The organism is Kitasatospora sp. NBC_00374 (assembly GCF_041434935.1).
Classification (GTDB): Bacteria; Actinomycetota; Actinomycetes; order Streptomycetales; family Streptomycetaceae; genus Kitasatospora.
In genome coordinates, this window is the sequence record NZ_CP107964.1 from 2,850,570 (window position 1) to 2,873,282 (window position 22,713).

Here is a 22,713-nt window from a genome sequence, read left to right on the forward strand (position 1 = left end):
GCGGGGACGAGGGGTCGCGCGGCCCGGGAGGCCACCGGGGCGGCGTCGGAGCCGTGACGTCGGAGTCAGGCCGTCAGGGCTGTCGGAGCTGTGCCGTCAGAGCTTGAAGAGCTGGGAGAACGGCTGGACCAGCCGCTCCTGGCGCGAGCCGAAGTCGACCAGTACGGCGATCTCGCCGTCACCCTCGACCGCGATGGCCCGACCGAGTCCGTAGCGGTCGTGCGAGACCCGGTCTCCCACGGCGAACCGCTTGGGGACCGGCTGGACAGGAGCCTTGAAGGGACTGGTGGGCAGGTGTCGCCGGGCTGCGGCTGAATTCGTCATCATCGCCAGTATGCGCCCCGGGGAATGCGACCGCGCCATGTGTGCGGGCATCGGAGTTGAATAGTTATCCGGATCTTGAACCCGGGAGGGTGAACCCCGGCCGGCGCCGATGATCGCTGACGTACCGTCAGACTCACCCGTCCGGCGGCCCGCCCCGCCCGCGGGTGACGGGCCCGCGGGCGCCCGGGCACGGGGCCGCGCGGGCGGCCGGCAGAACTGGTGGGCCCGCGATCACCCGCTCCGGCCCCCGGCCTGCTACAGTCGGTACCAGTTGCAGTTTTGGTTCCCATGAACTTTGTGTGCGCCTGTTGGCTTGTGACCGACAGGCGCATTTTTGTTTCCCGGTTCTTTTTTCCCGGGCGGGTCATCATCACGGCGACGCGAAACCTGCGCAGTGCGGGTTTCGACAGTCCCCTGAAGGAGATTCTTTAAATGGCTAATGGCACCGTGAAGTGGTTCAACTCGGAAAAGGGCTTCGGCTTCATTGAGCAGGAGGGTGGCGGTCCGGACGTGTTCGCCCACTACTCGAACATCAACGCCAGCGGTTTCCGTGAGCTGCTCGAGGGCCAGAAGGTCGAGTTCGACGTCACGCAGGGCCAGAAGGGCCCGCAGGCGGAGAACATTCGCCCCCTCTAATTCTTGCCGCTGCACAGGCACCCGCCACGCAGCCGGGGCCCGCACCGCGTACTTGCACGGTGCGGGCCCTTTGGCATGTCACGGGGCGCTGCGTTCGACGCCGCCCCGCTGCCGCCCGTTTTCTGGCCCGTTCTTGCGATGTCCCGGCGCGCTGTCGCGCCGCGGAACCTTCCCGGGAGACGTGCCGCCCCAAGGAAGGTTCTCGTATGGTCAATTCCAACCGTTCGTCCTACCGGAGTTCCGGCGCCGGCTCGCGCGCCGGCGCCCGTAGCGGCTCCCGCTCCGGTCCGCGCACCGGCGGCGGCTCGGGCCACCGGCCCCGCAGCTCCGGCCAGGCGGAGTTCGCGCTCCCGGTCAGCACCACCCCCGCCCTGCCCGCCGTCGAGTCCTTCGACGAGCTGGACATGCCGAAGGCCCTGGTCGCCACCCTGACCCGGCAGGGCGTCACCTCGCCCTTCCCGATCCAGGCCGCCACGCTGCCGAACTCGCTGGCCGGGCGCGACGTCCTGGGCCGCGGCCGGACCGGTTCCGGCAAGACCATCGCCTTCGGCCTCGCGCTGCTGGCCCGCACCGCCGGCCGCCGCGCCGAACCGCGCCAGCCGCTGGCCCTGGTGCTGGTCCCCACCCGCGAGCTCGCCCAGCAGGTCACCGAGGCGCTCACGCCGTACGCCCACACGGTGCGGCTGCGGATCGCGACCGTGGTCGGCGGCATGTCGATCAGCCGCCAGGCGCAGGCGCTGCACCGCGGCGCCGAGGTGGTCGTGGCCACTCCCGGCCGGCTCAAGGACCTCATCGAGCGGGGCGACTGCCGGCTCGACGAGGTGGCCGTCACCGTCCTGGACGAGGCCGACCAGATGGCGGACATGGGCTTCCTGCCGCAGGTCACCGAGCTGCTGGAGCAGGTCGGCGCGGACGGGCAGACGATGCTGTTCTCCGCGACCCTGGACCGCAACGTGGACCGCCTGGTCCGGCGCTTCCTGAAGGACCCGGTCACCCACTCGGTGGACCCGTCCGCCGCCGCCGTCAGCACCATGGAGCACCACGTCCTGCACGTGCAGAGCTCCGACAAGAACGCGGCCATCACGCACATCGCCGCCCGCGACGGCGGCGTGATCATGTTCACGGACACCAAGCACGGCGCGGACCGCCTGGTGCAGGACCTGCTGGCCAGCGGCGTGCGCGCCGCGGCCCTGCACGGCGGCAAGTCGCAGCCGCAGCGGACCCGCACGCTGGAGCAGTTCCGCACCGGCGCCGTGACCGCGCTGGTCGCGACCAACGTCGCCGCCCGCGGCATCCACGTCGACGGCCTCGACCTGGTCGTCAACATCGACCCGCCGGGCGACCACAAGGACTACCTGCACCGCGGCGGCCGCACCGCCCGGGCCGGCGAGTCCGGCACCGTGGTCACCCTGGTCCTGCCCAACCAGCGGCGCGAGGTCGCACGGCTGATGGCGACCGCGGGCATCACCCCGAACTCCGCCCGGGTGCACTCCACCGACCCGGAGCTGGCCCGGATCACCGGCGCCCGGGAGCCCAGCGGCGTCCCCGTGGTCATCCCCGACCCGGTGATCGAGCGCCCCCGCCGCTCGGCCGCCGCCAACCGCAACCGCCGCGGCCGCCCGGCCCACCTTGGCCGCGCCGCGGCCTCGGGCACCGGCGGCTCCTCGGGCGCCCGCCCCGGCGGAGCCCGCCGGACCGGCGGCGGCCACAGCAGCAGCCAGCAGCCCCGCTGACACCCCTCAGCACCTGAACGGCCGCTCCCCGCACCGGGGGGCGGCCGTTCGCGGTTTCCGGAGCCACCCGAGTGCCCGCCCACCGGAAATGCCACACCAACGAGTGACCACCGCACCCCCGCCGCCGCACCCACCGACCCCGCCCCCCCGGTACGACTACGAACGAAGCTTCGCGGCAGGCCGCTTCCCCCCCGGCGGACCACCGCCCGGGAGCACCGCGCCGCGCCCGGGAACCTGCCGTCATCCTCGCGGCCACCGCCCACGTGGTGGCCGACGAACTCGGCCTGCGCGCACCGGTCTTCGACCTCATGAACGCCTGCAACGGCCTACCTGGTCGGCATGTGCGGCTTCGCCAGCGGGGCCCGGCGCCGGAGTCGTCGTCGGCGAGTGGTGAGCCCGCCCACGGCCCAACCGTCCCCCTCCACCGCCGGAGCCCCCGTGAACCCCCAACCCCTGATCGCCCCCTGCCGTTGACCGACTGGCCGCCCGCACTCAGGGCGGTCCTGGAGTCCTTCCCCAAGGACGGGCCCGGCCGGGTCAACCTCTTCGGCACCCTCGCCCACCACCCCCGCCGGCGCAGGCCCGGCTCGGCCTCGCCCGGGTGGCCGAGCGGTTGCGCCACCACACCGGCAAGATCGTGCACGGCCTCCAGCCGCTCCCGGTCACCTGGTGACCGCCCGGGCCGGCCAGGCCCACCGCCACCGCCGGGCGGTGTGGCAGGATCGCGGGGGCCGCAGCCGAGGAGAGGGCACGAGATGAGCGAGTGGACCGTGCACGGCAGCCGGCCGATCTACACCAGTCCCTGGGTGGGGCTCCACCTCGTGGACGTCGAACCTCCCGGCCACCCCCGCTACGGGCACCACGTGGTGAAGTGGGCGCCGGTCGCCGCCGCGGTCGTCCTCAACGACCGGGACGAGGTCCTGCTGATGTGGCGGCACCGCTTCACCACCGACACCTGGAGCTGGGAGATCCCGGCCGGCATCGTCGAGGACGGCGAGAGCGTCGAGGCCGCCGCCGCCCGCGAGGTCGAGGAGGAGACCGGCTGGCGGGTCTCCACACTCGAACCCCTGGCGTACATCCAGCCGATCGTCGGCATGTCCAACGCCGAGCACCACACCTTCCTCGCCCGCGACGCCGTCCACATCGGCCCGCCCGTCGACACCCACGAGGCCGACCGGATCGAGTGGATCCCGGTGGCCCGTCTCCAGGGCATGATCGACCGCCGCGAGATCGTCACCGGCGTCGCGGTCAGCGGCCTGCTCCAACTCCTGGCCCGCCGGGGCTAGTTCCGGCACTCCCGGGCCTCGAGACACCCGTGGGGCGACACCCGCCACCAGTGACGTCGCCGTCACCGCCCTCGGCCGCCCCCCGCGCCGTGCCGACCGCGCAGACCGGCGGCCGTGGGTCCTGCTCGTCGCGTCACCCGGTCGAACGTGCACGGCGGACGGCGGTCCGAAACCGTCTGCGCCCACAGTGCCTGAGCCTGCCCGAACTCAACCGAGTGGTTGAAATCCAGGGGGCAACCACTTCGAAGGCTGCTGGGATTGCACCGTCATCACGCGGCGGCTCAGGTCGAACGGCGGCCTTCCCCTCGGATCGCGGCTGCCACGGCGGATACCCCAGTCGTGAATTCGCCGAGCCGCCGACGAGTCGTTCTTCGTCAGCTGCGGATCAAGCGCAGTCTCGACGCTCTGGAGGTTCGGTGGGACCGGGCTCGGGCGGCCGGAGGTCCTGCGCCTCCGTCGGCCCCTGGGAGTTGATCTCCCGAATATCCCCGTCGGACACGGAAAGGGCCCCGAACCGATCATGGTTCGGAGCCCTCGTACTGGTCACGACCTGTGGGCGCAGACGGTTTCGAACCGCCGACATCCGCCTTGTAAGGGCGGCGCTCTACCGCTGAGCTATGCGCCCGCGCGTCACGTCCACCGGTGTCCGGCGGCACGACGACAGCCAAGAGTACCTGGTCCGGCGCCCCGCTCGCCGCCCCCTTGCGCGCGGGCCGCCACCCGGGGGTGCCGGTCGGGGGTGGAGATCGGGAAGAATGGGCAGTGGATCAGGCGTGCGGGGCCGAAGAGGGAGCGCGGTGTGAGGGTGGCCGGCGGTGGCGGCGGGCGGGGTGGCTGGTGGCGCCGGGGCGAGGGCCAGCGGGCGGACGCGAAGGCCGCCCGTGATGCCGCACAGGAGGCCTTCTACGAGCTGGACTCCACCCAGCGCGAGGTGCAGCTGGCGGTGGAGACGGTCCGCGCCGTCGAGGACGAGCAGACCGCGCGCCGGACGGTGGCGGACTACCAGCAGATCGCGGCCCGGGTGGACGAGGTGACCGTCGGCTATCTGGCCGCGCTGGACGCCCATGACCTGGAGGCCGAGGAGCTGGAGTCCTCGGCCGCCGCCCGTGCCCGGCAGGGGCTTGAGCAGGCGCAGCGTCAGCTGCAGGCCGCCAGGTCGGAGCTGTCGGGTTTCCTGACCAGGCTGCAGCCGCTGGTGGACCGGGCCGAGGCCCAGCTGATGAAGGTGACCCCGGCGGTCGAGCAGGCGAAGCGGGCGCTGCTGGGTGCGACGACGGCGCTGGAGTCGGTCCGGGCGGCGGGGATGCGGGCGGACGACCTGGCGGCCCGGCTGGCGGAGCTGGCCCCGGAACTGACCCGGCTGAACGAGGGCGCCGGCAGGCACGGGGTGCCGGACACCCTGCGGCGGGCCGAGGACGTGCAGCGGCGGGCGGAGGCGGTCCGGACGGCTGCGGAGCAGTTGCCGGAGCGGGCGCGGGAGATCGACCGCCGGGTGGGCAGTCTGCGGACCCGGATCCAGGCGCTGGAGACCAGGTCGGAGGCGGTGGAGCCGGCGTTGAGCGAGCTGCGGCGCCGCTTCAGCCTGGCCTGTTGGCAGGATCTGCAGCACGTCCCGGCGCAGATCCCGGAGGCGGTGCGGACGGCGCGGGGCAAGCTCGCGGAGGCGGTCCGGGCCCGGGACGAGCAGCGCTGGCCGGACGCGACGGCGGCGATCGGCACGGTGCGGGCGCTGCTGGACACGGCGGAGGGCTCGGTCTCGGCCGTGACCGACCGGCTCCGGCAGCTGAACGACGTGGAGCACAGCCCCCAGCAGGAGATCGACCGGGCCCGGTTCGCGCTGCGCGACGCCCAGCGGCTGGCGATGTCGGGGCGGCAGACGCCGGACCCGCGGCATGCGGCGCCGCTGGACGCCGCGGTCGCTCGGCTGGACCGGGCGGTGGCGCAGTTGGAGGAGGCGGGCCGGCATCCGGACTACTGGCATTTCCTGACCGAGCTGGCGGCGGTGCGGGAGAAGGCGGCCGAGGTGGTCGCGATGATCCGGGGCAGCCACTGATCCCGGGCAAGCCCACCCCTACCCGCCGGTAACTTAGTTGCTAGAGTTGCCCCATGGCACGAAAGCGCAAGATCACCGCGTCCACCTTCAGACGCGTGCTCACCATCTGGCCGCCGTTCCTGTTCGCCGGCATCCGGGTCCTCGCGGTCAGCCCCGACTTCCGGACGGCGAAGGTCCGGCTCCGCCTGGGGCGGCTCAACCGCAACTACGTCGGCACCCACTTCGGCGGCTCGATCTTCGCGATGACCGACCCGTTCTGGATGCTGCTGGTGATGCAGAACCTCGGCCCGGACTACCTGGTCTGGGACAGCGCCGCCGAGATCGAGTTCGTCGCGCCCGGCCGGGGCGACGTCTTCGCCGACTTCCACCTCACCGACGACCGGCTGGCCGAGATCCGCGAGCTGACCGCCGAGGGCAAGAAGGCCCTGGTCTGGTTCGACACCGAGGTGCTCGGGTCGGACGGCACGGTGGTGGCGCGGGTCCGCAAGCAGATCTACGTCCGGGAGAAGCGGCGCCCGGAGCCTTCCGCCGGCTGAACCTGGGTACCCTGCGGGTATGCCTCGCTACGACTTCCGCTGCCGCTCCTGCGGAGCCACCTTCGAACTCCGCCGCGCCATGGCCCAGGCCAACGACCCGGCGGTCTGCCCCGAGGGCCACACCGACACCACGAAGCTGCTCTCCACGGTGGCCGTGACCGGGGGCGCCGCGTCCTCCGCGGCCCCGGCCGCCCCGAGCGGCGGCGGAGGCTGCTGCGGAGGCGGCTGCTGCGGCTGATCCCGCCAGCGGCCGGGCCGACAGGCACGACACCGCCCCCGGCAGGAGAGCCTGCCGGGGGCGGCGGTGTCGGTCGGCCGAACCGTCGTGGATCAGCGCTCGTCGGCGGTACGCCGGCGGGCCGCCACGACCAGGCCGGCGCCGAGGGCGAGGGCCGCGACGGAGCCGCCGAGCTCCCACGGAAGCCCCTCGCCGCCGCCGGTGGAGGCCAGCACCGCGGAGGAGTCGGTGGTGGCGTCGGTGCGCCCGGTCGCTCGCCGCCGCCGGTGTTCTGCGCGGCCGCCTCGTTCGCCTTGTCCTTCGCCGCGGCCTCGAATCGCGGAGACCCAGGCGAGATTCATCGGCAAACCTGATCTTCGTGAGAGGTTCGTGAACCCCCACCAGATGTCTACCGGCCGTCAGACCCGGACGGAGGCACCCGCCCTGACCCTGGCCAGGATCTGACGGACGATCTCCTCGCCCGCCGAGACACCGATCCGGTTGAGCGCCGTGACACCGGGCGCCGTCCAGTTGGTCTCGGCGAGTTCGCCGTGGCCGGGGCGCCAGCCGTGGTCCGCGGCGAGCAGCAGCTCCGCGTCGAGCAGCGAGTCGCCGGCGGAGAGCACGGTGGCGGCGCCCGTCCGGCGCTCGACCTCGGCCAGGGCCGCGCTCTTGGTGAGCGGGGACGGCACGGCGTACACCTTGCGGCCCTGGAGCGAGACGGTCCAGCCGCGCTCCTCGCACCAGCCGGTCAGCTCGGCCAGCCAGCCGTCGGGCAGCTCGGCGCGTTCGACCACCAGGTAGGCGAAGAGGTCCTCGGCGACCCGGCGCTTGTGGGTCCACTCCGGGTCGGCGGTGATCGCCAGGTGTTCGACCACCTCGGCCAGCGGGGCGCAGGAGGCGGCCAGCCGGGCACCCACCTCGGCCTGCCAGTCCTCGTCCGGCACGCCGTTGACCAGCAGGTGGCCGCCGTTGGCGCAGATCGCGTACTCGGGGATCCAGCCGGGCGTCGGGCCGGGCAGGTGGACCCGCTCGTACTGCGCGCGGGTGCGGGTGGTGGCGGGGACGAAGGCGGCCAGGGTGGTCAGCTCGACCAGCAGCTCGGCGGCGTCCTCGGTCATGAAGGAGAGCGCCCGACCGTCGTGCACCTCCACCGCGAGCAGCCGGGGGGCCAGCCGGTCGGGCATCTCCAGGGCCAGCGCCCGGTTGGAGTAGATCAGGGTGCGGTCGAGGTCGCTCGCCACCAGGAACCGGCTGTCCATCAGTTGTCCTCCGCTCGCACTGCCGTCCCGTCGGCGCCGGTGGCGCCCCGGGTGTAGCGGGGGTGGATCAGGCCCACGCAGGAGTACGGCAGCCCGTCCACCTCCTCCACGGGTACGCCCCGCTGGTCGGCCAGCAGCCGGACGTGGTCCAGGTCCGCGCCGGCGCCGCGCCGGGCCAGCACCCGCCAGGGCACCCGCCGCAGCATGACCCGGGTGGTCTCGCCGACGCCCGGCTTGACCAGGTTGACGTTGTCGATGCCGTACTCGGCGCTGATCCGCTCGACCGCGGCCCAGCCCTCCCAGGTGGGAGTGCGGTCCTCGGCGGCGAGCCGGCCGGCGGCGGCCTCGGCGGCCTCACGGACGGCGGCGAAGCGCTCGACGACGGCGGCCACGAACGCCCGGGAGACGTCCGCGCCGCCCAGCTCGCGGTAGTACTTGGCGCCGTGGAACTCGTTCGGGCCGATCAGGTCGTCGCGCAGCACGGTGCGCGAGATCAGGCCGGAGACGGTCGAGTTGAGGCAGGCCGAGGGGATCAGGAAGTCGTCCCGGGTGCCGTAGGTGCGCACGCAGCCGCCCGGGTCGGCGAGTACCGCGAGGTCCGGGTCGAACCCGGTGCCCCGCAGGGCGTCGGAAAGCTCGCGGGTGATCGCGCCCTTGCCCGTCCAGCCGTCGACGAAGACGACCGTGCCGGCGTCGTGGTGGGCGGCCAGGTACCGCAGGGCCACCTGGTCGATGCCGCGGCCGCGGACGATGGACACGGTGTAGTGCGGGGCGTCGATGCCGTGCGCGAACTCCAGCCAGCGGCGGATCAGGATGCCCACCGGCGTGCCGGCCCGGGCCAGCGAGGCCAGCACCAGGGTGCGGCCGCGCTCGCGCACCAGGGTCTCGGCGACCGTGCCGACGGCCAGCGCGATCCGCTCGGCCGAGGCGGTCAGCGCCTGCTGGAACAGCTCCTGGTACTCGGGGCTGGGCTGGTACTCGACCGGCAGTGACTCGGCGTAGTGGGCACCGCCCGACTGCACGGCCTCCTCGCGCTCCTCGGTCGGGGCCTCCAGCGGGACCTCGGAGAGGTCCTTGAGCAGCCAGGTGACGTCCTGCGCCGGGTACGAGGAGAACGCCGGTCCGTGCAGGGGCGGCGAGCTGGTCAGATTGGTCTCAGTGATCATGCCGGCCTTCGGTGGGGGTGCTCAGCTTGCATGGTGGTGCAGCGAGGCGTCAGCGGGGTGTCGTCGGGCGGTACGAGGGGAGAACGGCGAGCACCACCTGGTCGGTGACCTGCCGCAACTGCTGCAGCAGGGCCCGCTCGCCCCGGTGCAGGGCGGGGGTGTCGGCCGGGTCGTCCACCACCAGGACCACGCTGTCGAAGCGGCGGGAGACGTCGTCGCCGGGGGCGACGTTGTAGGCGTAGCGCTCACCCGGCCCGTCGGCCGGGTCGTCGTGGGAGGCGAAGGCCAGCCGGGTCCGGATGGCGTACCCGGCGTCGTCCACGGCCAGCACCGGGGAGCGGGTCGTGGTGGAGAACCGGACCCGCTGCTCGCCGAGCACCCCGGCCAGGGCGCCGGCGAGGCGCAGCGGCGCGTACATCAGCTCCTCGAAACCGAGGACGAGCACCCGCTCGCCGGTGATCCGGGTGGCGAGGGCGGCCGCGAGGCCGGGCAGGAGCTGCTCCAGCCGGGCCCGGTGCCCGGGGGTGAAGCCGTGCCGGCCGCCGTCCGGGAGGTCGGCGGGCCAGGCCAGTTCGACCCGCTCCACGGGGGCGGGCCCGCCCCCGGGCAGGGGGGCCTCGGGGCCGGCGGCCTCGATCAGGGCCTGGGCGCGGGTCAGCACGTCGGGCGGCAGCAGGACGCCGCCGTCGGCGGTGGCCACCAGGTCGAGCCGGGCGCCGAGTTCGGCGGCCGCCTCGGTCAGGCGTGCGCGGTCGTCGGCGGTGCGCAGGTCGACCAGGGCGACCACGACGTAGTGGTCGCGCGGGTGGGTGGCGTGCAGGGCGCGGACGGTGTTGAGCACGGTGGTGCCGGTGGAGAACTCGTCGTCGACCAGGACCAGCGGCCCGTCGCCGGCCAGCAGCCGAGGGTCCTCCGGCAGCAGCAGGTGGGAGGTGGCGTGCGAGTGCTCCTCCTCGAAGCCGCCCACCGGGTCCACCCCGGCCACGGGCCGCCGGGTGGAGTGCAGGTAGGGGGCGTCCAGGCCGTCGGCGACGCTGTGGCCGAGCGCGGTGGCGGTCTCGGCGTAGCCGAGCACCACGGACCGGGCGGCGGCGTCGGGGCCGAGCAGTTCACGGACCCGGCGGCCGAGTTCCAGGCCTGCGCCGTGCACCACCGACGGGAGCTGCGGGACGTGCTTGCCGAGCACCCCGGAGACCAGCAGGTGGGCCCGCCGCGGGTTGCGCCGCAGCGCGAGCCCGATCAGACCGGGCAGCTCGGGCGAGCCGGTGAGCCGCAGGTCGAGCCGGTCGGTGACCCACTGGCCGGTCCAGGGCGCCGGTCCGGCGTGCTGTGCTGTCAAGACTCCTGCTTTCGGTGGTGCGGCTCGAACCTGTCGTTCGAACGAGCGTACGGGTTCCGGGGCGCCCGGGCGCCCGGCCGGGTGTCCCGGGGCGCAGCCGGACGGCCCGGGGCACGGTCCGGCGCTCAGGGGCACAGGCAGGCGCCGAGCAGCTCGGCGAAGCTCACCTCCTCGCGGGCCACGCCGAACACCTCCGCCCGCAGCAGTACCCGCTCGGCCCAGGCCCGGTGCGGCTTGGCCTCGTTCATCTTGTTGGTGTACGCCGAGCGCAGCACCCCGCCGCCGCCCAGGCTCTGCTGAAGGATGTCCTGGGCGTCCGAGAACTCCTCGTGAGTGACCACGGACAGCGCGTGCACGGCCGGGACGTGGCTGGGGTGGATGCAGGTCTTGCCGAGCAGGCCGTTGGCCCGGTCGAGCTCGATCTCACGGATCAGGCCGTCCAGGTCGTGCTCGATGATCTGCTGGCGCAGCCCCTCGGCGGGCGGGTGGGCCTCGGCGAACGGGGTGCGGCGCAGCTGCGGCTTGAAGATCCGTTCCTGGACCGGGAAGTACTCCCAGACCGGGCCGGTGACCGTGTAGCCGCTGCCGTCGGCCCGGCCGAGCACGTTCACCACGTCGCCGATCACGCCGGCGACCAGCGCGACGTCGTAGGCGGTCAGGTCGGGGGAGCGGCGCAGCCCGTACGCGGAGCACAGGTCGGTCACGCCGAGCCGGACGGCCAGGATCCGCTCCCGGTACTTCTCCAGCAGCCGGGCGACACCGAAGAGCGTCTCGCGGCGGCTCTCCAGGTGGGCCAGCTCGGGGGATTCCAGCACCGGCATGGCGAACAGCCGCCGCCCGCAGGCCTCCTCGGCGTCGGTGAGCGCCTCCAGGAAGGCGGCGCCGGTGTCCTCGGTGAACTTGGGCACCACGAAGCCGGTCAGCAGGGCGATCGCGGGGCCGAGCCGTTCGACCAGGTCGGTGATCTGTCCGGCGGCGCGGACCCGGACGAAGAGCAGCGGGAGACGCTGCTGCCCGGTGGCGGCGAGCTCGCCGAGCTGGACCACCAGGTTGGCCTCCGCGGCCGGGACCTCGTGGTCGGCTATGGCGTCCTCCAGGCACAGCACCATCGAGACCACGCCGCGGGCGGCCTGCTTGCGGATGTCCGCGGCGAGGCTGGCCCGGGTGGCGGGGCTGTAGAGGGTGGCGCCGAGCGCGGTGGCGAGGACGGCGGCGTCGCTGTCCTGGTCGAAGGCCGCGGGCTCCCGGAGGAAGAGCCGGCTGCGGACGTCCTCCGCGAGATGACCGAAGTGGCGCAAAGTGCCCTCCCCTGGGATTGATTGCGGCCCGCCGGTGGGCGGGGTGGCCGGCGCCTCACCAGTGGGACGGATGAGCCGGACGAATGGTTCGCCCGGTTTCCACCGCAGCCCGTGATCGGCACGCGCCCGCGCGGGGGCGTTTCGGGGAGGGGTGGGAGGCCGGGGCCGTTGGGCGCCATGGTACGGACAGATTCGGCCACGCGGAGCCGTGAAACATCGAATTCTCGGAAGGTTGCCATCCGCTTCACACAACACGCGCCCGGCGGCCCCCCGGCACGGCCCCGCCGGGGGAGGCGCATTGTCCGAACCGGTCGCGAACAGGCAGGATGGTGCGCTATGACGCATGTGATGGCGAAGGGCGCCAACATCCCGCTGACAGCCGCCGCGGTCCGCGCCGTGCTGCGCTGGACCGGTTCGCCCGGTTCGCCCGACGTGGACGCCTCCGCGCTGCTGGTCGGCGCCGGCGGCAAGGTCCGGTCGGACGCGGACTTCGTCTTCTACAACCAGCCCCGGCACCCGTCCGGCCTGGTGCGTCACCTGCCGAAGCAGGGGTCCGACTCCGGTTCCGAGGTCTGGGACGCCGTCGAGGTGGATCTCGCCAAGCTGCCGCCCGAGGTCGACCGGGTGGTGCTGGCGGGCTCCGCGGAGGGCGGGGCGTTCCCGGCCGTGGCCGGACTGCGGGTGCTGCTGTACGACGCCGGGGCGGGCGAGCCGTCCGATCCGCTGGCCGAGTTCACCGTGGCCGACACCGGCGAGGTGACCGCCCTGGTGGCGGCCGAGCTGTACCGGCGCGACGGCGGCTGGAAGTTCCGCGCGGTCGGCCAGGGCTACGCGTCCGGCCTGAGCGGCCTCGCCACCGACTACGGCATCGCGGTCGAGGACGAGAGCGCGGACGGCGCGGCGGGCCCCGACTCGACCGGCGGCGCCCAGCTGCAGCGTCTCCCGGAGGACCGGCACCCGGACCACCCGTCCGAGGAGCCCGACACCTACACGCTGGCCCCGGCCACCCCCGCGGCCCCGCTCACCCCGCCGCCCCTGCCGAGCAACCCGCCGGCCGCCCCGCCGCCGCCGAGCACCCCGCCGACCGGCTACGGCTACCCGCCGCCCCACCAGCAGCCCCAGCAGCAGCCCCAGCCGACCGGCTACGCCGGGTACGGCTTCCCGCCCCAGCACCAGCCCACCGGGTACGGCTACCCGCAGCAGCAGCCGGTCGCGCCTCCGCAGCCGGCCCAGCAGCGGCAGCCGCAGGGCACCTTCGCGCTGCCGCCGCAGGGCCCGCAGTTCCAGCCCCGCTGACCGGCCGGGCCCGGGCCGGTCGGGCGCCGGCCGTTCAGGCCGTGCCGGGCGCGGTGGGGCCGGCCTTGTAGCCCCGCTGCCACTGCATGCCGAAGCCGTACAGCCGGTCCAGGTCGGACTGGAACCCGTGCACGTAGCGCACCTCCCGGCGGACGGTGAGCTGGCCGTCCCCGGAGTTCTCGATCAGTACCACCGCGCAGGAACGGGCCGCGGGGGCCCGCTCGTCCAGCTTGATCTCCAGCCGGGGGCCGCTCTGCGGGACGATGGTCACCGTGGCGTGCGTGCGGTCGAAGGCCGGGGTGTCGTCGTAGATGTAGACGAAGATCAGTAAGCGCTTGAACTGGTCCTTCTTCTCCAGGTTGATGTACATCGTCTCGCCCGAGGGCGCACCGTAGACGTCGTCGCCGCTCAGCTTGATGTACGGCGGCCGGTTCAGGTCGCCGAACAGCTGGCCGAGCGGCTGGACCACCCCCCGGGTGCCGTCGGTCAGTTCGTACAGGCAGGCCAGGTCGAGGTCGACGTTGAGCTGCGGGCGGTTGAAGGAGTCCGGCGCCAGGGGCCGCAGGATGCGCGGGTCGAAGAGCCGGCGCAGCGAGGAGCCGCCGGCCGGGCCGTCGGCCGTGCGGGCCGCCCAGTGCAGGTTGACGTAGAGGTAGCCGGTGGTGGCCGCCGAGCCGGTGATCGCGTGCTGCGGGCGGGCCTTGGTCAAGGTGATCTTGAACTGCCCCCCGGCGTCCACGCTGTTGCGTTCGCCCTTCAGGAACTCCCACACCGAGACCATTGCGTCCTCCCCCAGAGCCAGTCAGATCCGACCGGGCCCATGATCCCGCAGCCGGCCCTTCCGTCGTGCCCGTACCGGGCAGTCAGAGCCATACCCAATCCGGGTGGCTGAGTCAACGTCAGCGCACCGGGAAGTCCTTGGTGGCAGAAGGATCCCCGCTCCCGTAACATGCCGCTCCCTCGGACGCGATATCGTCTAGCCGCACAGGTGTCCCGTTCGCCTTGTCCCCCGGCGTCCGCGACGGGCCGTCAGACCCGCCCCCTGCGGCGGGATCCGACCGGCACCCCCCGCCTGTGCCCGACCGCGAAGATCTCTCCTGCCCTGCGGAAAGCCGAGGCCCTCCCCGCGATGAACCTCTCCTCCATACAGCTGGTCTGGGCCGTCGTTGGCGCCGCAGCCCTGCTGTTCACCGCCATCCTGGTGGCCTTCCTGCGCTTCAAGAACAACGGCGCCGACGAGAACACCGACTCCTGGGAGCGCAGCGAGGAGCGCCGCCGCCGCAAGGAGGCGATCTACGGCGGTGCCTCCTACGTGCTGCTGTTCTGCTGCGCCGGTGTGGCGGCCGCGCTCTCCTTCCACGGCCTGGTCGGCTTCGGTCAGCAGAACCTGAACCTGTCCGGCGGCTGGGAGTACCTGGTGCCGTTCGGCCTCGACGGCGCGGCGATGTTCTGCTCGGTGCTCGCGGTCCGCGAGGCCAGCCACGGTGACGCCGCGCTCGGCTCCCGGCTGCTGGTCTGGCTGTTCGCGGTCGCCTCGGCCTGGTTCAACTGGGTGCACGCCCCGCGCGGCGGGATGCACGACGGCGCCCCGCAGTTCTTCGCCGGCATGTCGATCTCCGCGGCCGTGCTCTTCGACCGGGCGCTCAAGCAGACCCGCCGGGCCGCGCTGCGCGAGCAGGGCCTGATCCCGCGTCCGCTGCCGCAGATCCGGATCGTGCGCTGGCTGCGCGCGCCGCGCGAGACGTACGCGGCCTGGTCGCTGATGCTGCTGGAGAACGTCCGCAGCCTGGACGAGGCGGTCGACGAGGTGCGCGAGGAGCGCCAGGCCAAGCTGGACGCCAAGGCGCGTGCCCGCAGCGCCGACCGCCGCGAGCGGGCCGAGCTGAAGGCGATCGCCCGCCAGGGCGGCATGCTGGCCAGGGCCCGCGGCGGCCGCCAGGTGCCGGCGCTGACCGCCGGCGGCGACGGACAGCCCGCTTCGGAGCCTGCCCTAGCCGAGGGAGCCGTCGACCCCAGCGGCCCCTCCGCGCTGGAGCCCGCCGCCCTCTCGGCCGGCCGCCGCCCGGTGGCCGCGGTCGGCTCCGCCTCGTCCTCGGTGCTCGGGGACAACCCGTACTCCTCGGACTCCTACCTGGGCTCGTCCTCGTACGGTTCGATCGACCTGACGGCCGACGACGACACCCTGGCGATGCCCAAGCTGGACTCGCTGGAGCGCAAGCTCCGGGCCATCGAGAAGCAGCTCGGCTGAGCTCCCCCGGTATGACGAACGGGCCCCCGCACACCGTGCGGGGGCCCGTTCGTCATGCCGGCCGAAGGCGGGTCGGCCGAAGGCGGCTCAGCCGTCCGAGGAGCTGCCCGCCAGCGCCTGCTCGCGCTTGTTGCGGACCATCGAGGAGGCCAGCGCCGCACCGATGAAGGCGACACCGATCAGCCCGGTGACGATCTCCGGGATGTGGTACTCGATGCTCGCCAGCAGGATCAGCGCCAGCGCGCCGATCGCGTAGTGCGCGCCGTGCTCCAGGTAGACGTAGTCGTCCAGGGTGCCCTTGCGGACCAGGAAGACGGTCAGCGAGCGGATGTACATGGCGCCGATGCCCAGACCCAGGGTGATCATGAAGATGTCCTGGGAGATGGCGAAGGCACCGACCACGCCGTCGAAGGAGAACGACGCGTCCAGAACCTCCAGGTACAGGAAGAGGAAGAACGCGGCCTTGCCGCCGACCTGCACGATCGACTTGCCGGTCTTCTCGGCCTCCTCCTCGGCCTCCTCCTGCTCCTCGAGCCCGGACTCGAAGACCCCGGACAGGCCGTTCACCGCGAGGTAGGTGGCCAGGCCCATCAGGCCGGCCAGCAGCACGGTCTCGGCGTGCTCGGCGGCGAACAGCCGCGAGGAGACGGCCAGCACCACGAGGGCGATCACCGAGGAGAGGGCGTCCAGCTTGCCGATCTTCTCCAGCGGCTTCTCCAGCCAGCGCAGCCAGTTGAAGTCCTTCTCCTCGAAGATGAAGTCGAGGAAGATCATCAGCAGGAAGATGCCACCGAAGGCGGCGATCGCCGGGTTGGCGGCCTCCAGGTACTGCGCGTAGGTGAGCCCCTCGTAGGTCTTGCTGGAGTCCAGCGCCAGCTCGATGACCGTACCGGGGCTGAGGTGCGCCGTCAGGCCGACCACCAGCAGCGGGAAGATCAGCCGCATGCCGAAGACGGCGATCAGCACGCCGACGGTGAGGAAGATCTTCTGCCAGAAGGGGTTCATCCGCTTCAGGACGGTGGCATTGACGACCGCGTTGTCGAACGAGAGGGAGATCTCGAGGACCGAGAGGATCAGCACCACGCCGAATCCTTCGGCCCCCCAGATCAGGCCGGCTGCGATCAGGCCGGCGATCGTGATGGCGAAGGACCATCCGAATGTGCGGAGGAACACTGGAGTCAGTTACCTTTCGAATTCGTTGAGTTCAGGCGGGGGCGGGCCGACCGGGACCGACTCCCGGACGGCCCGCCCGGCGCCGCAGTACGGTTCCCTGAACCGCGCTTTACGATACGTTCACGCCGAAGTCCTGGACGATGCCCCGCAGGCCGGAGGCGTAGCCCTGGCCGACCGCGCGGAACTTCCACTCGCCCTGGTAGCGGTAGATCTCGCCGAAGATCATGGCGGTCTCGGTGGAGGCGTCCTCGCTCAGGTCGTAGCGGGCGATCTCCGAGCCGTCCGCCATGTTCACCACGCGGATGTAGGCGTTGGCGACCTGGCCGAAGCTCTGCTGCCGGGTCTCGGCGTCGTAGATCGACACCGCGAAGACCACCTTGTCGACCTGGGCCGGGACCAGGTCGAGGTGGACCTGCACGACCTCGTCGTCGCCGTCCCCGTCACCGGTGAGGTTGTCGCCCTGGTGCTCGACCGAGCCCTCGGGGCTCTTCAGGTTGTTGTAGAAGACGAAGTACTCGTCGCCGAGCACCTTGCCACCGGAGCAGAGCAGTGCACTCGCATCGAGGTCGAACGACGCCCCGGTGGTCGATCGGGCGTCCCAGCCGAGACCGATCTGCACCTGCGTCAGGTTCGGCGCGGCCTTGGTCAGCGAGACGTTGCCGCCCTTGGCGAGCGTGACGCTCATGTACTTCCTCCCTAGTCCCCCCGCTCTTCGGGGCTCCGTGTCCGCGGGGTACAGCCCTGCCGCCGCACGTCGGTGCGGGCGGCGCACCCCAAAGGTCTACGCCCACCGCGGCCCGCGCAGTGCTGCACTCCCGCCTGAACTTCCTGAACTCCCCCGGCCCGACGGCGCGCCGGGGCAGCACACGGGGCCGGCGGGAGCGCTGATCGCTCCCGCCGGCCCCGGCCGTGCAGCTTAGCCAACCGCCACCGCGGTCAGACATTCACCCCGAAGTCCTGCGCGATGCCGCGCAGGCCGGAGGCGTACCCCTGGCCGATCGCGCGGAACTTCCACTCGGCGCCGTTGCGGTACAGCTCGCCGAAGACCATCGCGGTCTCGGTCGAGGCGTCCTCGCTCAGGTCGTAGCGGGCGATCTCCGCCCCGCCGGCCTGGTTGAGCACCCGGATGAAGGCGTTGCGGACCTGGCCGAAGCTCTGCTGGCGGTTCTCCGCGTCGTAGATCGAGACCGGGAACACGATCTTGGCGATCTCCGCCGGGACACCGGCGAGGTTGACCTTGATCTGCTCGTCGTCGCCCTCGCCCTCACCGGTGAGGTTGTCGCCGGTGTGCTCGACCGAGCCGTCGGCGCTCTTGAGGTTGTTGAAGAAGATGAAGTCGGCGTCGGAGCGGACCTTGCCCTGCTCGTCGCAGAGCAGCGCGCTGGCGTCCAGGTCGAAGCCGCTGCCGGTGGTGGTGCGGACGTCCCAGCCGAGGCCCACGATCACGGCCGTCAGGCCGGGAGCCTCCTTGGTGAGCGAGACGTTGCCACCCTTGCTCAGACTGACACCCACGTGTTGCCTCCAGGAATCGGGAGGCACGGCTGGTGCCCCCGGTGGTGCGGTTTCCGGACGCCGCCCGTTCAAAGCCGGCGCCCGTCCTGCCAACGGCCCGATCGTAGTGCCGGGTTCCCCACCGGGGGGCGAGTCGGCCCGGCGCGCCTCGAACCGGCCGCCGCCGGGCCGTCCCGCCCGGTCCACCGGAGCCTGCTCCGGGGCGCGCTCAGAGCGCGCCGAGGACCTTCAGGTACTCCTGCTCGTCCCGGGCGTCCGGGAGGCCGTTCACGATCGACCAGCGGACGGCGCCGCTCTTGTCGATCACGAAGGTGCCGCGCACCGCGCAGCCCTTCTCCTCGTTGAAGACGCCGTAGGCCCGGGAGACCTCGCCGTGCGGCCAGAAGTCGGACAGCAGCGGGTACTCCAGGCCCTCCTGCTCGGCGAAGACGCGCAGGGTGAACGGCGAGTCGCTGGAGACCGCGAGCACCTGGACCTCGTCGTTCTGCAGGCGCGGCAGCTCCTTCTGGATCGCGCACACCTCGCCGGTGCAGACGCCGGTGAAGGCGAACGGGTAGAAGACCAGGACGACGTTCTTCTCGCCCCGGAAGTCGGAGAGCTTCACGAGCTCGCCGTGCTGGTTCTTCAGCTCGAAGTCCGGAGCCTGGGTGCCGACCTCGATGGCCATGGTGAGACCTTCCTCTGGGGTGCCGCGGCCCTCGGTGTGCCGCGCGGACAGGGGCATCCTCGCATCCGATCACGGCCATTAGGCCGAACGGGTGAGAGCTTCCGGCTGGTGGAGGGCCGGTTTCGCCCTGGGTGAACACACTCCCCGGCGGCTTCTCCAACCGGCCCGCCGATGCGACCGGGCCCCGCTGGAGGAAGCTCCAGCGGGGCCCGGTCGGGGCTTTTCGGGGGGACGATCGGGACTAGCGCTTGCCGGTGCGCGAGGCCTTCGGGGTGGCCAGCCGGGTGCCGGCCCACTCCTTGGCGACCGACACCGAGCTGGTCTGGGAGAGACCGGCGGTGCGGGCTGCGTCGGCGATGTCGGAGGCCTCGATGTGGCCCTCACGGCCAGTCTTCGGGGTCAGCAGCCAGACCAGGCCGCCCTCCGCCAGGTACTCCAGCGCATCGACCAGGGCGTCGGTGAGATCCCCGTCCTCCTCGCGGTGCCACAGCAGGACGGCGTCTGCGACGTCGTCGTAGTCCTCGTCGACGAGCTCCGTACCAGTGATGTCCTCGATGCCCTCGCGGAGCTCCTGGTCACTGTCATCGTCGTACCCGAGCTCCTGGACGATCTGGCCCTCTTCGAAGCCGAAACGCAGTGCCGGGTTGGACTTGTCCGCGGGGTCCGCGGTCGCGCTCACGGGAATAACCTCCAGTATTCGGCTCGGCATCAATGCCGAGGCTGTGGCCGTAGTCCACACGGGACCGGCGGTTCGCGCAAGTACCCGACCGCCGATCCCACCCAAAGGTTGACGTGTCGCGGGGGAACACGCCGCTCCAGGTGGCGGGAATCACACCGATTTGCCCTTTTCCATCCTGGCCGAGGATGCTTCCCCCGGTCCTGGGTCACATGCCGTACAGCTGACCGAGATGCGAACGGCATTCGGGGTACTCGCCCACGCGGGCGTAGAGTCTCCTGTTGGCCCTCACCCTGACCGCCCGCCATCGGGCGGCCGGGTAACCAGGTCGGACCACCTCTTCGTAACCCTCGGGGGTGCGCGGCGAAGGCAATGAAGCCGCTTGCCGCACACCTCCTGACCGGGCCGCCCACCAGGCGGAACGGTTACCGATCGGTAGAGATGACGGATCTCCGAGTCGCGGTACACGATGGAGGCGGCGCGACATACCTCAGTATCGACCGACAGTGAAGGAACAGCGTGGCTTCCGGATCCGATCGCAACCCGATCATCATTGGCGGCCTTCCGAGTCAGGTCCCGGACTTCGATCCCGAGGAGACCGCGGAATGGCTGGAGTCGCTCGACGCGGCCATCGACGAGCGGGGGCGTGAGCGCGCCCGCTACCTGATGCTCCGCCTGATCGAGCGCGCCCGCGAGAAGCGTGTCGCCGTGCCCGAGATGCGCAGCACGGACTACGTCAACACCATCGCCACCAAGGACGAGCCGTTCTTCCCCGGCAACGAGGAGATCGAGCGCAAGATCCTCAACGCGACCCGCTGGAACGCGGCCGTGATGGTCTCCCGGGCGCAGCGCCCGGGCATCGGCGTCGGCGGCCACATCGCCACCTTCGCCTCCTCCGCGTCGCTGTACGACGTGGGCTTCAACTACTTCTTCCGGGGCAAGGACGCCGAGGGCGAGTCCGGCGACCAGATCTTCTTCCAGGGTCACGCCTCCCCCGGCATCTACGCCCGCGCCTTCCTGCTGGACCGACTGTCCGAGCAGCAGCTCGACGCGTTCCGCCAGGAGAAGTCGAAGGCCCCCTACGGCCTGTCCAGCTACCCGCACCCGCGGCTGATGCCGGACTTCTGGGAGTTCCCCACCGTGTCCATGGGCCTCGGCCCGCTCGGCGCGATCTACCAGGCCCGGATGAACCGGTACCTGGAGCACCGCGGCATCAAGGACACCTCCGACAGCCACGTGTACGCCTTCCTGGGCGACGGCGAGATGGACGAGCCCGAGTCGCTCGGCCAGCTGTCCCTGGCGGCGCGCGAGGGCCTGGACAACCTCACCTTCGTGGTCAACTGCAACCTGCAGCGCCTCGACGGCCCGGTCCGCGGCAACGGCAAGATCATCCAGGAGCTGGAGTCGCAGTTCCGCGGCGCCGGCTGGAACGTCATCAAGCTGGTCTGGGACCGCAGCTGGGACCCGCTGCTCGCGCAGGACCGCGACGGCGTCCTGGTCAACAAGCTGAACACCACGGTGGACGGCCAGTTCCAGACCTACGCGACCGAGACCGGCGCGTACATCCGCGAGCACTTCTTCGGCGGCGACCTGCGGCTGCGCGCGATGGTCGAGAACATGTCCGACCAGCAGATCCAGCACCTGGGTCGCGGCGGCCACGACCACGCCAAGGTCTACGCGGCGTACAAGGCGGCCCGCGAGCACAAGGGCCAGCCGACGGTCATCCTCGCCCAGACCGTCAAGGGCTGGACGCTGGGCCCGAACTTCGAGGGCCGCAACGCGACCCACCAGATGAAGAAGCTGACGGTCGAGGACCTCAAGCGCTTCCGTGACCGGCTGCACCTGCCGATCACCGACAAGCAGCTGGACGAGGGCTACCCGCCCTACTACCACCCGGGCAAGGACTCGGAGGAGATCCAGTACATGCACGACCGCCGGCGCGAGCTCGGCGGTTACGTGCCGACCCGCAAGGTGCGGCCGCGCCAGCTGGAGCTCCCGGGCGACGACGCGTACAAGGCCGTCAAGAAGGGTTCGGGCAACCAGACCATCGCCACCACCATGGCGTTCGTCCGGGTGCTCAAGGACCTGATGCGGGACAAGGGCATCGGCAACCGCTTCGTGCCGATCGCGCCCGACGAGTACCGCACCTTCGGTATGGACTCGCTCTTCCCGTCCGCCAAGATCTACAACCCGCTCGGCCAGACCTACGAGTCGGTCGACCGCGAGCTGCTGCTGGCGTACAAGGAGTCCCCGACCGGCCAGATGCTGCACGACGGCATCTCCGAGGCGGGCTGCACCGCCTCGCTGATCGCCGCCGGTTCCTCGTACGCGACGCACGGCGAGCCGCTGATCCCGGTCTACGTCTTCTACTCGATGTTCGGGTTCCAGCGCACCGGTGACCAGTTCTGGCAGATGGCCGACCAGCTGGCCCGCGGTTTCGTGATCGGCGCCACGGCGGGCCGCACCACGCTGACCGGCGAGGGCCTGCAGCACGCGGACGGCCACTCGCACCTGCTGGCCTCGACCAACCCCGGTGTCGTCGCGTACGACCCGGCGTACGGCTTCGAGATCGCGCACATCGTCCAGGACGGTCTGCGGCGGATGTACGGCTCGTCGGCGGAGTTCCCGCACGGCGAGGACGTCTTCTACTACATGACGGTCTACAACGAGCCGATCAAGATGCCGGCCGAGCCGGAGAACGTCGACGTCGAGGGCATCCTCAAGGGTCTGCACCGGTACGCGCCGGCCACCGCCGGCCAGATCCCGGCCCAGATCCTCGCCTCCGGCGTGGCCGTGCCGTGGGCCCTGGAGGCCCAGCGCATCCTCGCCGAGGACTGGAACGTCAAGGCCGACGTCTGGTCCGCGACCTCCTGGAACGAGCTGCGTCGCGACGCGGTGGAGGCCGAGGAGTTCAACCTCCTGCACCCGGAGGAGCCGCAGCGCGTCCCGTACGTGACGCAGAAGCTCCAGGGCGCCGAGGGCCCGTTCGTCGCGGTGTCCGACTGGATGCGCGCGGTGCCGGACCAGATCTCGCGCTGGGTGCCGGGCGCGTACCAGTCGCTGGGCGCCGACGGCTTCGGCTTCGCCGACACCCGTGGCGCGGCGCGTCGCTTCTTCCACATCGACTCGCAGTCGGTGGTGCTGGGCGTGCTCACCGAGCTGGCCAAGCAGGGCAAGGTCGACCGCGGCCTGCTGAAGGAGGCCATCGACCGCTACCAGCTGCTCGACGTGGCGGCGGCCGACCCGGGCGCGGCCGGCGGCGACGCCTGATCCGCGGCACCCGCTGAACGA

19 protein-coding genes, 1 tRNA gene and 1 pseudogene are annotated in these 22,713 nt (G+C 72.0%); 9 read left to right on the forward strand and 12 right to left on the reverse strand.

Annotation, left to right across the window (positions count from 1 at the left end):
- Positions 1-96: 96 nt before the first annotated feature.
- Positions 97-324: a hypothetical protein gene (locus OG871_RS12790; RefSeq protein ID WP_371496870.1), complete on the reverse strand. Its 228-nt coding sequence runs from the start codon at positions 322-324 to the stop codon at positions 97-99.
- Between the two features lie 432 nt (positions 325-756).
- Here OG871_RS12790 and OG871_RS12795 point away from each other — a divergent pair, with 432 nt between their 5' ends.
- From OG871_RS12795 to OG871_RS12805, 3 genes are all read left to right on the forward strand, one after another.
- On the forward strand, positions 757-960 hold the full coding sequence (locus OG871_RS12795) for a cold-shock protein (RefSeq protein ID WP_350636871.1): 204 nt from the start codon (positions 757-759) through the stop codon (positions 958-960).
- A 206-nt stretch (positions 961-1,166) separates the two neighbouring features.
- The gene (locus OG871_RS12800) at positions 1,167-2,693 is read left to right on the forward strand and encodes a DEAD/DEAH box helicase (RefSeq protein ID WP_371496871.1); all 1,527 of its coding nucleotides are present in this window, start codon (positions 1,167-1,169) and stop codon (positions 2,691-2,693) included.
- A gap of 755 nt (positions 2,694-3,448) precedes the next feature.
- Entirely contained in the window at positions 3,449-3,979 is a 531-nt protein-coding gene (locus OG871_RS12805; protein WP_371496872.1) for an NUDIX hydrolase, read from the forward strand.
- 553 nt (positions 3,980-4,532) lie between these two features.
- Here the strand turns inward: OG871_RS12805 and OG871_RS12810 are convergent.
- Positions 4,533-4,604: transfer RNA gene (locus OG871_RS12810), tRNA-Val, on the reverse strand.
- 174 nt (positions 4,605-4,778) lie between these two features.
- On the opposite strand from OG871_RS12810, the gene OG871_RS12815 reads away from it, so the two are divergent.
- From OG871_RS12815 to OG871_RS12825, 3 genes are read left to right on the forward strand one after another with little or no spacing between them, the layout of a single operon-like run.
- Positions 4,779-6,032 carry a hypothetical protein gene (locus OG871_RS12815; RefSeq protein ID WP_371496873.1) on the forward strand — a complete coding sequence of 418 codons (1,254 nt, stop codon included), beginning with the start codon at positions 4,779-4,781 and terminating at the stop codon, positions 6,030-6,032.
- A gap of 53 nt (positions 6,033-6,085) precedes the next feature.
- Positions 6,086-6,568: a DUF4442 domain-containing protein gene (locus OG871_RS12820; RefSeq protein ID WP_371496874.1), complete on the forward strand. Its 483-nt coding sequence runs from the start codon at positions 6,086-6,088 to the stop codon at positions 6,566-6,568.
- Positions 6,569-6,587: 19 nt separating this feature from the next.
- Positions 6,588-6,806, forward strand: coding sequence for a zinc ribbon domain-containing protein (locus OG871_RS12825; protein ID WP_371496875.1), 219 nt, complete (start codon positions 6,588-6,590; stop codon positions 6,804-6,806).
- A gap of 92 nt (positions 6,807-6,898) precedes the next feature.
- Here OG871_RS12825 and OG871_RS12830 read toward each other — a convergent pair whose 3' ends face one another.
- The 4 genes and pseudogenes from OG871_RS12830 to OG871_RS12845 form a co-directional block, all read right to left on the reverse strand.
- Positions 6,899-7,147 (reverse strand): hypothetical protein, encoded by a 249-nt coding sequence (locus OG871_RS12830; protein ID WP_371496876.1) that lies wholly within the window; start codon positions 7,145-7,147, stop codon positions 6,899-6,901.
- Between the two features lie 57 nt (positions 7,148-7,204).
- Positions 7,205-8,047 carry an HAD family hydrolase gene (locus tag OG871_RS12835; protein ID WP_371496877.1) on the reverse strand — a complete coding sequence of 281 codons (843 nt, stop codon included), beginning with the start codon at positions 8,045-8,047 and terminating at the stop codon, positions 7,205-7,207.
- A pseudogene (locus tag OG871_RS12840) lies at positions 8,047-10,552 on the reverse strand (phosphoribosyltransferase). The gene OG871_RS12835 and the pseudogene OG871_RS12840 overlap by 1 nt, the downstream one beginning before the upstream one ends.
- 125 nt (positions 10,553-10,677) lie before the next feature.
- Positions 10,678-11,850 carry an HpcH/HpaI aldolase/citrate lyase family protein gene (locus OG871_RS12845; RefSeq protein WP_371496878.1) on the reverse strand — a complete coding sequence of 391 codons (1,173 nt, stop codon included), beginning with the start codon at positions 11,848-11,850 and terminating at the stop codon, positions 10,678-10,680.
- A gap of 336 nt (positions 11,851-12,186) precedes the next feature.
- Here OG871_RS12845 and OG871_RS12850 point away from each other — a divergent pair, with 336 nt between their 5' ends.
- Entirely contained in the window at positions 12,187-13,146 is a 960-nt protein-coding gene (locus tag OG871_RS12850; protein ID WP_371496879.1) for a TerD family protein, read from the forward strand.
- Between the two features lie 34 nt (positions 13,147-13,180).
- Here OG871_RS12850 and OG871_RS12855 read toward each other — a convergent pair whose 3' ends face one another.
- Positions 13,181-13,927 (reverse strand): Tellurium resistance, encoded by a 747-nt coding sequence (locus OG871_RS12855; protein WP_371496880.1) that lies wholly within the window; start codon positions 13,925-13,927, stop codon positions 13,181-13,183.
- Between the two features lie 348 nt (positions 13,928-14,275).
- Between OG871_RS12855 and OG871_RS12860 the strand changes: the two genes are divergently transcribed.
- Positions 14,276-15,394, forward strand: coding sequence for a DUF2637 domain-containing protein (locus tag OG871_RS12860; protein WP_371496881.1), 1,119 nt, complete (start codon positions 14,276-14,278; stop codon positions 15,392-15,394).
- An 87-nt stretch (positions 15,395-15,481) separates the two neighbouring features.
- Here the strand turns inward: OG871_RS12860 and OG871_RS12865 are convergent, their stop codons facing one another.
- The 5 genes from OG871_RS12865 to OG871_RS12885 all read right to left on the reverse strand — a co-directional run bounded on the left by OG871_RS12865 (position 15,482) and on the right by OG871_RS12885 (position 19,425).
- Complete coding sequence (locus OG871_RS12865; protein WP_371496882.1) at positions 15,482-16,567, reverse strand: DUF475 domain-containing protein; 1,086 nt, start codon at positions 16,565-16,567, stop codon at positions 15,482-15,484.
- 109 nt (positions 16,568-16,676) lie between these two features.
- On the reverse strand, positions 16,677-17,252 hold the full coding sequence (locus tag OG871_RS12870) for a TerD family protein (protein WP_371496883.1): 576 nt from the start codon (positions 17,250-17,252) through the stop codon (positions 16,677-16,679).
- A gap of 251 nt (positions 17,253-17,503) precedes the next feature.
- On the reverse strand, positions 17,504-18,079 hold the full coding sequence (locus tag OG871_RS12875) for a TerD family protein (RefSeq protein WP_371496884.1): 576 nt from the start codon (positions 18,077-18,079) through the stop codon (positions 17,504-17,506).
- 208 nt (positions 18,080-18,287) lie between these two features.
- On the reverse strand, positions 18,288-18,746 hold the full coding sequence (locus tag OG871_RS12880; RefSeq protein ID WP_371503291.1) for a peroxiredoxin: 459 nt from the start codon (positions 18,744-18,746) through the stop codon (positions 18,288-18,290).
- Between the two features lie 241 nt (positions 18,747-18,987).
- Entirely contained in the window at positions 18,988-19,425 is a 438-nt protein-coding gene (locus OG871_RS12885) for a DUF3052 domain-containing protein (protein ID WP_363644244.1), read from the reverse strand.
- 516 nt (positions 19,426-19,941) lie between these two features.
- Here OG871_RS12885 and aceE point away from each other — a divergent pair.
- Positions 19,942-22,692 carry a pyruvate dehydrogenase (acetyl-transferring), homodimeric type gene (gene aceE / locus OG871_RS12890; RefSeq protein WP_371496885.1) on the forward strand — a complete coding sequence of 917 codons (2,751 nt, stop codon included), beginning with the start codon at positions 19,942-19,944 and terminating at the stop codon, positions 22,690-22,692.
- Positions 22,693-22,713 lie beyond the last annotated feature (21 nt).